The organism is Nonomuraea sp. NPDC049607 (assembly GCF_040675375.1).
Taxonomy (GTDB): domain Bacteria; phylum Actinomycetota; class Actinomycetes; order Streptosporangiales; family Streptosporangiaceae; genus Nonomuraea.
On the sequence record NZ_JBFAOV010000015.1, the window covers coordinates 49,848 to 65,307 of the forward strand.

Annotated in this window: 3 protein-coding genes; 2 read left to right on the forward strand and 1 reads right to left on the reverse strand. The window is 75.0% G+C overall.

Annotation, left to right across the window (positions count from 1 at the left end; all coding sequences use genetic code 11):
• Window position 1 precedes the first annotated feature (1 nt).
• Window positions 2-2,290 (forward strand): ACP S-malonyltransferase, encoded by a 2,289-nt coding sequence (fabD, locus tag AB0J97_RS27545; protein ID WP_364093378.1) that lies wholly within the window; start codon window positions 2-4, stop codon window positions 2,288-2,290.
• A 10-nt stretch (window positions 2,291-2,300) separates the two neighbouring features.
• On the opposite strand, the gene AB0J97_RS27550 is transcribed toward fabD, so the two are convergent.
• Window positions 2,301-3,035, reverse strand: a complete 735-nt coding sequence (locus tag AB0J97_RS27550) for an alpha/beta fold hydrolase (protein ID WP_357703654.1) — start codon at window positions 3,033-3,035, stop codon at window positions 2,301-2,303.
• 98 nt (window positions 3,036-3,133) lie between these two features.
• On the opposite strand from AB0J97_RS27550, the gene AB0J97_RS27555 reads away from it, so the two are divergent.
• A complete protein-coding gene (locus tag AB0J97_RS27555; RefSeq protein WP_364093382.1) occupies window positions 3,134-15,460 on the forward strand; it encodes an amino acid adenylation domain-containing protein in 12,327 nt (4,108 codons plus the stop codon).

Below are 15,460 nucleotides of genomic sequence, written 5' to 3' on the forward strand. Positions count from 1 at the left end.
GATGTCCGTCGTGTGGGTTTTCCCCGGGCAGGGGTCGCAGCGCAAGGGCATGGGGGCGGGCGTCCTGGAGCGGTACCCCGGCCTGTGCGAGCGCGCCGACGAGATCCTCGGCTACTCCGTCGCCGAGCTGTGCGACGACCCGGTGCGGCTGCGTGACACCCGTTACGTGCAGCCCGCCCTCTTCACCGTCAACGCCCTGAGCTTCCTCGCGCGGCAGGAGGCGGGCGGATGGCCCGACTACCTGGCCGGGCACAGCCTGGGCGAGTACGCGGCGCTGTTCGCGGCCGGCTGCTTCGACTTCGAGACCGCGCTCGCCCTGGTCAAGCGGCGCGGCGAGCTGATGTCGGCGGCGGGCGGCGGCGCCATGGCGGCGGTCCTCGGCGCCGACCCCGAACGGCTGGAGGAGCTGCTGGCGGGCACCGGCGTGGACGTCGCCAACTACAACTCCCCCGAACAGGTCGTCCTGGCCGGGCCCAAGGACGAGCTGGACGCGCTCCGCCGCGGCGCCCCCGGCAAGTGGGTGCCGCTGAGCGTGAGCGTCCCCTCGCACTCGCGCTACATGGAACCGGCCGCCGCCGCCTTCGCCGAGGCGCTGGAGGGCGTCCGCATCGAGGAGCCGCGGGTGCCCGTCATCTCCAACGTGACCGGACGTCCGTACCGGGCGGCCGAGGCGGCCGAGCTGCTGCGCCGCCAGATCTGCAACCCGGTGCGGTGGGTGGACGGCCTGCGGTACCTGATGGCGCAGGGCGTGTCCGAGCTGGAGGAGATCGGGCCCGGCGACGTGCTCGGCAAGCTGTGGCAGGTCACCCGCCGCCACCCGCCGGAACCCGCCCCCCAGGAACCGGCGACGCCCGCCCGGCCTGTGACGCCCGTCGTCCGGGAGCCTGTGACGCGCGTCGTCCGGGAGCCTGTGACGCCCGCCGTCCGGGAGGCCGGGGTCGTGCTCGGGTCGGCCGAGTTCCGCGCCGACTACCGGGTCCGCCACGCCTACCTGGCCGGATCGATGTTCAAGGGCATCGCGTCGGCCGACCTCGTGATCAGGATGGGCCGGGCCGGGCTGATGGGCTTCTTCGGCGCGGGCGGGCTCACCCCGGACGAGATCGCCGCGGCCCTCGACACCATCCAGGGCACCCTCGGGCCGGACGGCGCGTACGGCGTGAACCTGCTCCACGGCCTCGGCGAGGAGGGCCTGGAACGCGAGACGGTGGACCTGCTGCTCCGCCGCGACGTGCGGCACATCGAGGCCGCCGCCTACCCGCACCTCACCGCCCCCCTCGTGCGCTACCGCTACAGCGGCGCGCACCGCGACGCCTCCGGGCGGCCGGTCGCCGTCCGGCACGTGGTGGCCAAGGTCTCCAGGCCCGAGGTCGCCGCCGCCTTCATGCGTCCCGCGCCGAAGGCCGTCCTGGAGCGGCTCGTCCGGGAGGGCGCGCTGAGCGCGGCCGAGGCGGAGGTCGCCGCGGAGCTGCCGGTCAGCGCGGACGTCTGCGTCGAGGCCGACTCGGCCGGGCACACCGACGGGCGCTCGCCGTACGCGCTGATGCCCGCGATCCTGCGGCTGCGCGACGAGGCGATGGCCGCGCACGGCTACGCCAGGCGCATCAGGGTCGGCGCGTCCGGCGGGATCGGCGCCCCGGAGGCGGCCGCGGCCGCGTTCGTGCTCGGCGCCGACTTCATCGTCACCGGCAGCGTCAACCAGTGCACCCCCGAGGCCGGGACGTCCGACGCCGTCAAGGACCTGCTCGCCGGGCTCGACGTGCAGGACACCGCCTACGCCCCGGCCGGCGACCTGTTCGAGCTGGGCGCGCAGGTGCAGGTGGCCAGGAAGGGCACGCTGTTCCCGGCCCGCGCCAACAAGCTCTACCAGCTCTACCGCCAGTACGGCTCGCTGGAGGAGATCGACGAGCGGACCAGACGGACGATCCAGGACAAGTTCTTCCGCCGTTCCTTCGCGGAGGTGTGGGAGGAGACGCGGGCGTTCCTGGCCGCGCGCAGGCCGGGCGAGCTGGCCCGCGCCGAACGCGACCCCAAGCACCGCATGGCGCTCGTCTTCCGCTGGTACTTCGTCCACACGATCAGGCTGGCGCTGCGCGGCGAGGCCGGACGGCAGGTGGACTACCAGGTCCATTGCGGGCCCGCCATGGGGGCGTTCAACCGGTGGGTGGCCGGCACGGAGCTGGCCGACTGGCGGGCCAGGCACGTCGACGTCATCGCCGACCGGCTGATGGAGGCCGCCGCCGGGCTGCTGGAGGCCCGGCTGCGCGACCTGACCAAGGACGGTCAGACCTGATCAGACCCTGCTAGACCCGGAGGAGGTGGCGGTCCAGATCTTCCTGGACCGCCGCCAGCACTTCGGGCCGCGGGCCCTTGAGGTAGAAGTGGTCGCCGCCGAACACGCGCAGCGTGAAGCCGCCGCCCGTGGCGTCGCCCCAGGCGCTGATCTCGTCCGGGTCCACCTCGGGGTCGGCGTCGCCGAGCAGCGCCGAGATCGGGCAGTCCGGACGCGGGCCGGGCAACGGCGTGTACGACTCGTTCAGCTCGAAGTCGGCGCGCAGGCTCGGCAGGAACACCTCCAGCAGGCCGCGCTGGCCCATCACCTCCGACGGCGTGCCGTTCAGCTTGCCCATCTCGGCCAGCATCTCCTCCTCCGACAGGTCGCTGAAGAGGCGGCGGCGGGTCGGGAGCTGCGGCGCGCGGCGTCCGGACACGAACAGCACCGCGGGCGGGAACCGGCGGGCCGTCTCCCAGGCCACGACCGCGCCCATGCTGTGCCCGAACAGCGCGAAGGGCCGGTCGGTGTACGGCTCGATGGCCTCCGACAGCGGGCCCACGAGCTGCTCCATGCGGTTGTAGGGCCGCTCGCGCAGGCGCGACTCGCGCCCCGGCAGCACCACCGGGCAGACGTCGACGTCCGGGGACAGATGTTCGTCCCATCTGCGGAACAGCGCGGAGCCGCCTCCCGCGTGCGCGAAGCAGAACAGTCTGATCCGGGCGTCGGCTCTGGGTCCGCCGCCCGCTATCCAGGAACCAGGCATGATCCGAAGGTTACGGCCGATCGTCTTCCGCCGCCTGCTCAGTCTTGAGCAGGCAGCGCGCGTCGTCCTCACTAGCGTCGCAGTGAGGGAGGAGGCCCATGGAGCACGACGAGCGCGTGACGGAGACGGTCATCCGCCTGCTGGCCGAGGTGCTGCCCGGCGGTGCGGAGCTGACCCCCGACGCTTCACTGAAGGACAGCGGACTCGACTCGATCTCCGCGGTACGGGTGTGGTTCGAGATCCAGCGGGAGTTCTCGCTGGACTTCCCCGTGGAGCGGCTGGGTGACTGCGGGACGCCGGCCGAGCTGGCCGAGCGGATCGCCGAGCTGGCCGGGACGACCGAGGACACCGTCCCGGCCGGCCCAGTGATCAGCCCGGCTCCCGGCGAGCGGCACGAGCCGTTCCCCTTGACGCCCCTGCAGCAGGCGTACGTCATGGGCGCGGACGAGGACGCCACCCCCGACCCGGTCGGCTGCGAGGTCTACCGTGAGTTCGAGGTGCCCGGCGTGGACCCCGAACGCCTGCGCGCGGCCTGGCAGCGCGTCGTGGACCACCACGACGCCCTGCGCCTGGAACTGGGCGAGGACGGCACCCAGCGGGTGCTGGACCGGGCCCCCTCCTGGGACCTGCCGGTGGACGAGCCCGGCGCCCGCGAACGCCTCGCGCACCGGCGGTACGAGCCCGGCGTCTGGCCGCCGTTCGCCGTCGAGGTCACCACGCCCGGGACCGTGCACTTCGGCATCGACGCGAGCGTGACCGACGGACGCGGGCTCGACGTGCTGCTGCGCGACTGGTGGCGCTGCTACCGCGACCCCGGCCACAGGCTGGAGGACGGCGGACTCTCCGTCCGCGACTGCCTGCTGGCGCTGGACGCCCGGCGGCGCGGCCCCCGCCACCAGGAGGACCTGGACTACTGGCGGGAACGCCTGGCGGACCTGCCGCCCGGCCCCGCCGCCGGCGTCCCGGACGGTTCGCCGCGCGCCGCGCTGACCGGCTCGCTGACCGCCGCCCAGTGGGGCGCCCTGCGCGCCAGGGCCGCCGAGCTGGACGTCTCGCCGACCGCCCTCGTGCTGACCCTGTTCGCCGAGACGGTCGGCAGGGGCGAGGACTGCTCCCTGGCCGTCACCACGACCGGCCGGGCCTGGCTGCCGCGCGAGGTGGACGAGGTGGTCGGGCCGTTCACCGGCACCGCCGTGTTCGCCGCCGAGAGCACGCTCGGCGAGCCGCTGGAGGAGGCGGTCCGGGAGGTGCACCGGCGGTTGTGGCGCGACCTCGGCCACGCGGGCGTCCCCGGCGTGACCGTCATGCGGGAGCTGCGCGAGCGCACCGCCCTGCCCGTCGTCTTCACCAGCCTGCTGGACGCCCGGCCCGACGACGCCGTGCCGCCGGTGTCGTACGCGCTCAGCCAGACCTCCGGCGTCGCGCTCGACCACCAGATGTGGGAGCACGACGGCGAGCTGCGGGTGCGCTGGGACCTGGTGCCCGGCTGCTTCGCGCCCGGCGAGCCGGAGACCCTGTTCGCCCGCTTCACCAACGCGCTGCGCGCCCTGGCCGCCGATACCGGCGAGGGCGAGATCCGGCCGCTCAACGAGCTGCAGAAGGCGTACTTCGTGGCCCGCGCGGGCGGTTCGCACGAGTACGACGGCTGCCAGGTCTACCACAGCTTCCACGTCCGCGACCTGGACCGGGACCGGCTCGGACGGGCCTGGCTGCGCCTGGTGGCCGCCCACGACGCGCTGCGCTCGGAGGTCACGCACGACGGGACGCTGCGGATCAGGCCGCACGCGCCGGAGAACTGGGCCATCCCCGAGGTCCCCGGCGTCGAGCCCGAGGAGATGGCCGGACGGGCGTTCGCGCTGGGCCGCTGGCCGCAGTGGGAGCTGCGGGTCAGCGGCGAGACCGTGCACGCGGCCGTCGACCTCACCGTGCTCGACGGGCGGAGCATCCACATCGTGCTGCGCGAGCTGTTCAGGCTCTACGCCGACCCCTCGGCCGAGCCGCGCCCGCCTTCCCAGGCGTCCCCCCTTGAGGACCCGCACGGGGACGGCTACTGGGACGAGCGGTTCCGCGACCTGCCGCCCGGGCCCGAGGTGGCCACCACGCCCGCCCGCCGCGTCCGGCTGAGCGGCAGCGTCGCCGCGGTCTCCGACGAGACCGTCTTCGCCGCCCTGGCCGGCGCGCTGCGCGGGCGCTTCCCCGACCCGTTCAGCGTGTCCGTGGTGCGCTGGACCGCCGAGTCGGAGCCGCTGCGCCCCGGCGAGTTCACCGCCCTGAGCTGGGTCACCGACGAGGAGTCCTACCCGGACCGGATCGCCGCCGACGCCGCGAACGGCGCCCTGACCGGCCTGGCCACGCTGCGCGGCCACGTCATGAGGGAGCGCCGCCGCCGCGCCTACGCCTTCCCCGTCGTCTACACCAGCACCCTCGACCTGACCGAGCACCCCCTCCCGGACGGCGTCGAGGCCGGCCCCTGGATGACCTACACCCCGGACGTCGCCCTCGACTGCATCGTCATCAGGGAGGGCGACCGGCTGCACTACCACTGGGACGCCCTGGAGCCGGAGTTCCCCGACCTGGCCGAGCTGTTCGCGGCCTTCGAGGACCGGCTGCGTCCCGTCCACCGGCTGTTCGAGCGGCAGGCCGCCGCCCGGCCCGACGCGGTCGCGCTGCGGCACGCCGGCGGGACCATGACGTACGGGGAGCTGAACCGGCGGGCCAACGCCGCCGCCTGGCGGCTGAAGGAGCTGGGCGTGGGGCCGGGGACGGTGGTCGGCGTGCGCCTGTGCCGCGGGCCGGACATGGTGGCCGCCGTCCTCGGGATTCTCAAGGCGGGCGGCGCCTACCTGCCCGTGGAGCCGTCCCTGCCGGACGAGCGGGCGGCGGTCATGCTGGACGACGCCGCCGCCGGGATCGTGCTGACCTGCGCGGAGACGTCCGGCTGGGCCGTGCCCGAGGACGTGCGCGCCGTCGAGCTGGACGCCGGCGGGGACGACCGCGGCGACCCGCCCCTCGTAGGCGCCGTGGACGACCTCGCGTACGTGATCTTCACCTCGGGCAGCACCGGCAAGCCCAAGGGCGTCGAGGTCAGCCACCGGCCGCTGCTCAACCTGCTCGACTGGTGCTACCGCACCTTCGACTTCGACGCCTCCGACGTCGGGCTCTGCGTCACCTCGCTCGGCTTCGACCTGTCGGTGTTCGACATCTTCGGCCTGCTCGGCCGGGGCGCCTCGCTCTACATCGCCGACGAGGGCCAGCAGCGCGACCCCGAACTGCTGCTGGACGTCCTCATCGACGAGCCGGTCACGTTCTGGAACTCCGCGCCCACGACGCTCAACCAGCTCGCCCCGCTGCTGGCCGAGCGGCAGGGCGGCGAGGGCACCGGCGACCTGCGGCTGGTCTTCCTCAGCGGCGACTACACGCCGCTGCCGCTGCCGGACGCCGTGCGCGCGACCTTCCCGCGGGCGCGGGTGGTCAGCCTGGGCGGCGCCACCGAGGCCACCGTCTGGTCGAACTGGTTCGAGGTGGGGGAGATCGACCCGTCGTGGCGGAGCATCCCGTACGGCCGGCCGATCGACGACGCGCTCTACTACATCCTCGACGAGGACCGGCGGCCCTGCCCCGAAGGGGAGGAGGGCGACCTGTTCATCGGCGGCAGGTGCCTGAGCCTCGGCTACCGCAACCAGCCCGAGCTGACCGCCGACCGGTTCGTGCCGGACCCGTTCGCGGGCGGGCGCATGTACCGGACCGGCGACCGGGCGGCGCTGCTGCCCGACGGGAACATCACGTTCCTCGGGCGGGCCGACAACCAGGTGAAGATCCGCGGGTTCCGGGTGGAGCTGGGCGAGATCGAGCACCGGCTGCGGCAGCACCCGGCGGTGCGGGACGTCGTCGTCCTGGCCCGCGACGACCGCTCGGGGGAGCGGAAGCTGGTCGCGTACGTGATGGCCGAGGGTGCGCAGCCGGACGTCGGTGAGCTGCGGGCGCACGCGGCCGGGACGCTGCCGGCGTACATGGTGCCCAACCACGTGGCGTTCGTGCGCACGTTCCCGGCCACGTCCAACGGCAAGCTGGACCGGGACGCCCTCCCGTGGCCCCTCACCGAACGCACCCCGGATCCCGACCCGGAGCCGGCGCCCCAGCCCCAGCCCGACCCGGAGCCGGCGCCCCAGCCCCAGCCCGCCCCGGAGCCCCAGCCCCAGCCCGCCCCGGAGCCCCAGCGCGAGCCCGCCCCGGAACCCCGCCCCCACTCCCAGCCCCAGCCCGAGCCCGAACCGGAGCCCCACCCCCAACCCCAACCCCAGCCTGAGCCCGAGGTCGCGGGGCGGGCCGTTACGGAGATCGCCGAGCTGTTCGCCGAGCTGATCGGGGTCGAGGAGGTGGACCCCGGCCAGGATCTCTGGGACCAGGGCGTCACCTCCTTCACCATGGTCCAGGTCTCCAAGGCGCTGCGGAAGCGGTACGGCAGGCGGGTGCCGGTGGCGCTGCTGCTGGAGAACCCGACCGTCAACGGCATCGCCGCCGTCGTGGGCGGCCCCGCCGACCCACCCGCCGACCCACCCGCCGACCCACCCGCCGACCCGCCCGCCGACCCGCCCGCCGACCCGCCCGCCGCTCCTCCCGCCAGGGAACGCCCCTCGCAGAAGCCCGCGCCGGCGGAGGCCGAGGTGGAGGCCGAGGCGGGCGGGCCGGGGGAGGTGGACTTCTTCTCGCCCGAGGACCGGGAGGCGTTCAAGGCGGCCCGGTGGAATCTGCGCCCGCTGGAGCCGGACGCCAGCCTCATCCGCCTGGACCGCCTCGACGTGCCCGACGAGCACTTCGCCTGGCGGGCCAGCGTGCGCGACTTCGAGCCCGGCTCACTGCCGTACCGGTCGTTGTGCCGGCTGCTCGGCCTGCTGCGCGAACGGCGGCTCGGCGACCGCGAGCGCCACCTGTACCCGTCGGCCGGGGACACCTACGCCGTGCAGGCGTACCTGCACGTCACCAGGGGCGCGATCGACGGCGTCCCCGAGGGCATCTACTACTACAACCCGAGCGAGCACGCCCTCCACCTGGTGAACGCCCACCCCGAGCTCGACCGTACGGTCCACTTCGTCTACAACCGCGACCTGTACGACCGCGCCGGCTTCAGCCTCTACCTCATCGGCCAGGCCAAGGGCATCGAACCCCTGTACGGCGAGCAGAGCCTGCGCTACCTGACCCTGGAGGCGGGCTACCTCGGCCAGCTCCTGATGACCGGCCAGGCGGCCTGCGGCATCGGGCTCTGCCCCATCGGCGAGGTCGCCTTCGACCGCGTCCGCGACCAGTTCGACCTCGACGACGGCCACCGTTTCCTCCAGGCGTTCCTGGGCGGCCCGGCCGAGCACGCGACCGGCGACGCCACCCCCGTCTTCGCCACCCCGGCGACGGAACCGGCAGCGGTGCACCCCGAGCCGGCGGCCCCTCGCCCCGAGCCCGCGCGGCGGGCGGAGCCGGCGGCCGGTCTCGCCGTGATCGGCATGGCCGGACGTTTCCCCGGCGCCGACGACCTGGACGGCTTCTGGCACAACCTCAGCACCGGCGCCCGCAGCCTGCGCCCCGACCCCAGGGGCGAGCGTCCCGGCGGCTACCTGGAGCACATCGACCGTTTCGACAGCCTGCTCTTCCACATCTCGCCGAAGGAGGCCGCGACGCTCGACCCGCAGCTCCGGCTCCTGCTGCACAGCGTGTGGGAGTGCCTGGAGCACGCCGGGCACACTCCGGACTCCCTGCGCCGGACCGCCCCCAGGGTGGGCGTCTTCGTCGGCTCGATGTGGCACGACTACCAGCACGCGGGCGCCGCCGCCTGGCAGGCGGGCGGCCCGGCCGTGGTGTCGGCGACCGCGTCCGACATGGTGAACCGGGTCTCGTACTTCTTCGGGTTCACCGGGCCGAGCATCGCCGTGGACACGTCGTGCTCGTCCACGCTGACCGCGCTGCACCTGGCCGCCCAGGCCATCCGTGCGGGCGACTGCGACGCGGCCGTGGTCGCGGGCGTCAACCTGCTCGCCGACCCCTACCACGCCGCGCTGCTGGCCGGGCTGGGCCTGCTGGCCGAGGAGGCCGGCGCCGCCGCCTTCGACGCCGACCGGCCCGGCTGGACGGTGGGCGAGGGCGTCGGCTCCTTCCTGCTGCGGCCCGTCGCGGACGCCGTCCGGGCGGGGGACGCCGTCCACGGCGTGGTCGAGGCCACCTGGGTCGCGCACACCGGGCGTACCGGGCGGTTCACCGCGCCGAGCGCCGAGGCCATGGCGGCGTCCATGCGCGGCGCCCTGGAGCGGGCCGGCGCCGGGCCCGGCGACGTCTCCTACGTCGAGTGCGCCGCGGCCGGGGCCGTCCTGGCCGACGCGGCCGAGGCGGAGGCGCTGGCCGAGGTCTTCGGCGGACGGCCCGAGCCCGTCGAGGCGGGCACGCTCAAGCCGAACATCGGCCACCTCGAAGCCGCGTCCGGCGCCTCCCAGCTCGCCAAGGTGCTGCTGCAGCTCCGGCACGGACGGCTGGCGCCCACCCTCGTCGCCGAGCCGCCCACCGACGCGGTCAGCGTGCCCGAGCAGGCCCGGCCCTGGACCGGTGAGCGGCGGGCGCTGATCAACGCCTTCGGGGCGACCGGCACGCACGCCCACGCCGTCGTCCGCGCGCCCCTGCCCGAGGAGACCGGGGGGAGCGCGGCCGACGACGGCCGCGAGCACGCCGTCCTGGTCTCGGCCGCGACGCCGGAGCAGCTCGTGACCGCCGCCCGCCGCCTGGCCGCCGGGGCCGGGGAGCAGGACGTGCGCCGGATCGCCTACACCACCCAGACCGGACGTTCCGCCCTCGCGCACCGGCTCGCCGTGGTCTGCCGTGACGCGGCCGGGCTGAGGGAGGGGCTGGAGGCGTTCGCGGCGGGCCGGGCGCATCCGTCCGTGCTCGCCGGTCGCGTCGGCGGAGGCGCCGGTTCGGCGGGTACGGAGGCCGAGGCCGCCGCCGCCTGGGTGACCGGGCAGGACGTGGACTGGGAACGGTTCTGGCCGGAGCCGCCCGGACGGGTGGCGCTGCCGTCCTACCCGTTCGAGGCCGAGCCGTACTGGATCGAGCGGACGGAGCCGGACGCGCCGCGGGCCGCCACGGGGGACATGGAGGAGTACCTCAAGGGCGTCTACGCCGAGGTCTCGGGCATCGACGCCGACCGGCTCGGGGTGCGGGTGCCATTGGAGCAGTACGGGCTGACGTCGTACCAGATCGTCGAGCTCAACGCGCGGCTGGAACGGGACCTGGGGGAGCGGTCGCGGACCCTCTTCTTCGAGCACAAGGACCTGGCCGGGGTCGCCGCCGCACTGGCCGCCAGAGCCCCGGCCCCGCCGACGCCCCGCCCCGACCAGCCCGACCGCCCCGATCAGCCCGACCAGCCCGACCAGCCCGACCAGCCCGACCAGCCCGACCAGCCCGACCGGCCCGACCGGCCCGACAAAGCCGACGATCCCGACGACGCGGGCGCGATCGCCGTGATCGGGATCGCCGGACGCTACCCCGACGCCCCCGACCTGGCCGCGTTCTGGGAGAACCTGGCCGCCGGACGGCACTCGCTCTCCCGCGTCCCCGGCGACCGGACCCGTGACGGCTGGCCCGTGGATCTCATGTGGGGCGGCTTCCTCGACGGCGTCACCGACTTCGACCCGCTGCTGTTCGGCATCACCCCGCGCGACGCGGCCCTCATGGACCCCCAGGAGCGCGTCTTCCTGGAGGTCGCCTGGGAGGCCCTGGAGGACGCCGGCTACCCCCGCACCCGCCTGCGCGACCAGCATGGCTCCGACGTCGCCGTCTACGCGGGCGTGATGTACAACGAGTACCCCTTCTTCGGCGTCGAGCAGAGCCTGCGCGGCACGTCCCAGGACACCGGCGCGACCCTCGGCGGCGTGGCCAACCGCGTCTCCTACCACCTGGACCTCAAGGGGCCCAGCATGTCGGTCGACACGATGTGCTCGTCGTCGCTGGCCGCGCTGCATCTCGCCGTACGGTCGCTGCGCCAGGGGGAGTGCCAGTTGGCGATCGCCGGCGGCGTCAACCTCAACCTGCACCCGAACAAGTTCGTCCAGCACGCCCGCATGCGGCTCACCGCCGGGGACCGGCGCTGCCACAGTTTCGGCGCGGGCGGCGACGGCTTCGTGCCCGCCGAGGGTGCGGGGGTCGTCCTGCTCAAGCCGCTGGCGAGGGCGAAGGCGGACGGCGACCGGATCCACGCCGTGATCAGGGGCACCGCCGTCGTGCACTCGGGCCGTACGAACGGCTGGGTGGTGCCGAGCCCGGTCGAGGAGGGCGAGCTCGTCGCCCGCGCGCTCGCCGACGCGGGCGTGGACCCCGACGGCATCGGCTACCTGGAATGCCACGGCGCGGGCACCGCGCTCGGCGACCCCATCGAGATCAACGCCCTCATGCGGGTGTTCGGACGGACGGGCGCGGCCCCGGGCAGCATCCCGATCGGTTCGGTCAAGTCCAACCTCGGGCACGTCGAGTCGGGCGCCGGCATCGCCGGGCTCACCAAGATCGTTCTTCAGCTCCGGCACCGGCGGCTCGTCCCCTCCCTGCACGCCGACGACCTCAACCCGGACATCGCCTGGGACGAGATCCCCTTCCGCGTGCAGCGCGAGGCGGCCGACTGGCCCGAGGGGCCCGGCGGCGCGCCCCGGCGGGCGGGCATCAGCTCGTTCGGCGCCGGAGGGACGATCGCGCACGCCGTGGTCGAGGAGCCCCCGCCCGCCGAATCCGGCACGTCCGACCCCGGGCCGCAGCTGATCGTGCTGTCGGCCCACGACGAGAGGCGGCTGCGCGCCATGGCCGGCCGGCTGGCCGGGCACCTGCGCGCGACGCCCGAGAGCCTCGCCGACGTCGCCCACACCCTCCAGACCGGACGGGAGCCGCTGCGCGAACGGCTCGCGCTGGTCGTCCCGGACGTGGGGGAGCTGTGCGGACGGCTGGAGCGGTTCGCCCGGTCGGAGCCCGCCGACGTGCTCCGCGGCCGGACCCGCCCAGGCACCCCGCCATCCGGCAAGCCCGGCGACCCGTCGTCCGGGAAGCCCGGCACGCCCGGTGAGCTGCTGGAAGTGGGGCGGTACTGGGTGGAGGGCGGTCACGTGGACTGGACGCCGCCTCCGGGCGCGCGGCTGGTGGGGTTGCCGTCGTACCCGTTCGACCGGATGCGGTGCTGGCCCTTCGAACCGGCGGCGTCCGGCGAGCCGGCGTCAGAGGAGCCGGCGTCCGGGGTGCCGGCGTCCGGGGTGCCGGAATCGGCCGTGTCCGAGACGCCGCTCTTCGAGCGGACGTGGGCGGCGTCCGAGCGGCCCGCCCGCGACCCGGGAACCCTGGACGGCGGGACCGTGGTGTGCCTGTACGGCGACGACTCCGAGGAGCTGGCGCGCTCGCTCGGCGACCAGGTCGTGCCCGTACGCGCGGGCGACCCCGTCCCGGAGGAGTTCACCGGCTGGATCGACCTGTGCGACCTGGGCGAGGCGGACCCGCGTGACGAGCTGCGACGGCTCGCCGTCCTGCGGGACGCCCTGGCCCGGCGCCGCCCGCTGAGGATCCTGCACGTCACCAGCGGCCTGCTGGACCTCGACGGCGCGCCGCCGAGCCTGGCGGGGGCGCGGATGGCGGGGTTCGTGCGGATGCTGGCCGCCGAGTACCCGTCGGTCACGGCCACCGTGCTGGACAGCGACCGGCCCTCGGCCGCGCAGATCCGCGCCGAGTGGGCGTCCGCCGAGCCGTACGGGGAGGTCTGCTACCGCGACGGCGGGCGGTTCCGTCCAGATCTGCGGGAGTTGTCCGCGCCCTACGTGGAGCCGGACCTCGATCCCGAGTCCGTCTACGTCGTGAGCGGCGGCACCAGGGGGCTGGGCGCGCTGGTGGCCCGCCACCTGGCCGGACGCGGCGCGCGCCGGCTCGCCCTGCTCGGTGTCCGGCCGCTGCCGCCGCGCGACCAGTGGGACGGCTCCGGCGAGGAGGCCGTCGCCACCGTCCTCGGCCTGGAAGACATGGGCGCGCGGGTGGTCGTGCACACCGGGCCGCCGTCCGGGGTGGCCGCCTTCCTGGACGGCGTACGGCGCGAGCTGGGCCCGATCGGCGGCGTCGTCCACTGCGCGGGACGCTCCAGCCAGGGCCGCCCGTCGCTGGCCCACAAGTCCGACGACGACCTGCGGGCCGTGCTCGCACCCAAGGCCGACCTCCTGGAGGCGCTGGACGAGGCGTGCGCCGGGGACCGTCCGGCCTTCTTCGTCACCTTCTCCTCCGTCTGCGCCGCCGTGCCGGCGCTGGCCGCCGGGGTGGCCGATTACGCGGCCGCCAACGCCTTCCTCGACCTCTGCGCCGGGGTCAGGCGGCGGTCCGGCCGGGCCGAGTTCCGGTCGGTCGACTGGCCGCAATGGCGGGAGTCCGGCGGGGCGCGCGGGAAGCCGAACGTCGGCGAGGCCGTCGGTCTCGCGTCCCTCGGCGACCGGGAGGGGCTGCGGGTGCTGGACCGGGTGATCGGGTTGCCGCGCGGCGCGACCGTGCTGCCGTGCCCGCCGTCCGGCGTTTCGGTGGACGTCCCGGCGCTGATCAGGCTGCCGGAACGGCCCGACCGCCGTCCCGTCCCCGAACCCGCGCCGGCCGGGGAGCCTGACTGGCTGGCCGAGCTGTTCTCCGAGACGATCGGCATCCCCGTGGACGCGCTGGACCCGACGGCGGAGTTCGGGGACCTCGGCGTCGAGTCGGTGATGCTGGCCGAGCTGGTGCAGCGCATCGAGGAGCGGCTCGGGGAGAGCCTGGAACCGTCGCTGCTGCTGGACCACCCGACGCTGGAACAGCTCCGCGACCGCCTGGGCGTCCCGGAGAAGACCGTCCCGCACGAGCCCCGGGAGACCGCGCCGGACGCTGCCCCGACCACTGCCCCGGCCGCTGCCCCTGCTCTGGAGCCCGTCCGACCGGCAGGCTCCGAGGATCGCAGGATCGCGATCATCGGCATGGCCTGCCGGTTCCCCGGCGCCCCCGACGTGGCCGCGTTCTGGCGGAACCTCACCGAGGGCCGGTGCGACGTGCGCGAGGTTCCCGCCTCCCGCTGGGACCACCGCGAGCTGTACGCGCCCGAGCCCGCCCTCGGCCGCAGCATCAGCAAGTGGGGCGGCTTCGTCGACGGCATCGAGGACTTCGACAACGACTACTTCGGCCTGGGCGAGGACGAGGCCCGCGCCCTCGACCCGGCCATCCGCATGTTCCTGGAGTGCTGCGCAACCTGCCTCGCCGACGCCGGCTACGACCCCGCCGAGCTGCGCGGACGCCGGGCCGGCGTGTTCGCGGGAGCCCGGATGTCCGACTACGGGCGCCGGGTCGGCATCCGGCCGGGCGGGCTGGCCTCCGACCAGAACTTCATCGCGGCCAGGGTCGCCCACCACTTCGACCTGCGCGGCCCCAACCTCGTCGTGGACAGCGCGTGCTCCTCCTCCCTGGTCGGCGTGCAGCTCGCCGCGCAGAGCCTGCTCGACGGGGAGGCCGAGGTCGCCCTCGCGGGCGGGGTGGAAGTGCTCCTGGACGAGAACGACTACCTCCAGCTCAGCGCGGCCAAGGCGCTGTCGCCCACCGGGCTGTGCCACACGTTCGACGAGCGTGCCGACGGGTTCGTGCCGGGGGAGGGCTGCGGGGTCGTCCTGCTCAAGCCGCTGAGCGCGGCGCTGGCCGACGGCGACCGGGTGCACGCGGTCATCGAGGCGGTCGCCGTCAACAACGACGGCCGCACCATGGGCGTCACCACGCCCAACCCCGAGGCCCAGGCCGACGTGGTCCGCCGGGCCCTGGCGGCGGCCGGCCGCAGGCCGAGGGAGATCGGCCTGATCGAGGCGCACGGCACCGGCACCCTCATCGGCGACCCCATAGAGCTGCGAGCCCTGACCCGCGTCTTCCACGAGGGCGGCGATCCGGGCACGTGTGCGATCGGCAGTGTGAAGACCAACATCGGGCACACGCTCAGCGCGGCCGGGATCGCCGGGCTGATCAAGGCGGCGCTGGCCGTCGAGCACGGACGGATCCCGCCGACGTTGTCCTGCGAGCGGCCCAACCCGCGGTTCGACTTCGCCGCCTCGCCCTTCGAGCCCGTCACCGAGCCGCGGGACTGGCCCTCGCCGAGGGTCGCCGGCGTCAGCTCGTTCGGGCTCGGCGGCACCAACGCGCACCTCGTGCTGAGCGAGCCGGACCCGCGGCTGCGCGCGGGGCCGGTACGCGAGCCCGCCCCCGCGCCGGTCTTCCGCCGCAGGCGGCTGTGGCTGGAGCGCGACCCCGCCCCGCCCAGCGCTTCCGGCCGGAGCCCCGACCCCGCCCCAAGCCCCGCCCCTGGCCGGAGGCCCGATCCCGGCCCGCCGGACGACGCCAGCTCGCTGCTCGACCTGAACATCACCACGGGGAGGCGCTGA

What these genes read in the sequence shown, in the direction of transcription:
- fabD (WP_364093378.1), top strand. Translation starts at nt 2, where the DNA reads ATGTCCGTCGTGTGGGTTTTCCCCGGGCAGGGGTCGCAGCGCAAGGGC.
- AB0J97_RS27550 (WP_357703654.1), bottom strand. Translation starts at nt 3,035, where the DNA reads ATGCCTGGTTCCTGGATAGCGGGCGGCGGACCCAGAGCCGACGCCCGG.
- AB0J97_RS27555 (WP_364093382.1), top strand. Translation starts at nt 3,134, where the DNA reads ATGGAGCACGACGAGCGCGTGACGGAGACGGTCATCCGCCTGCTGGCC.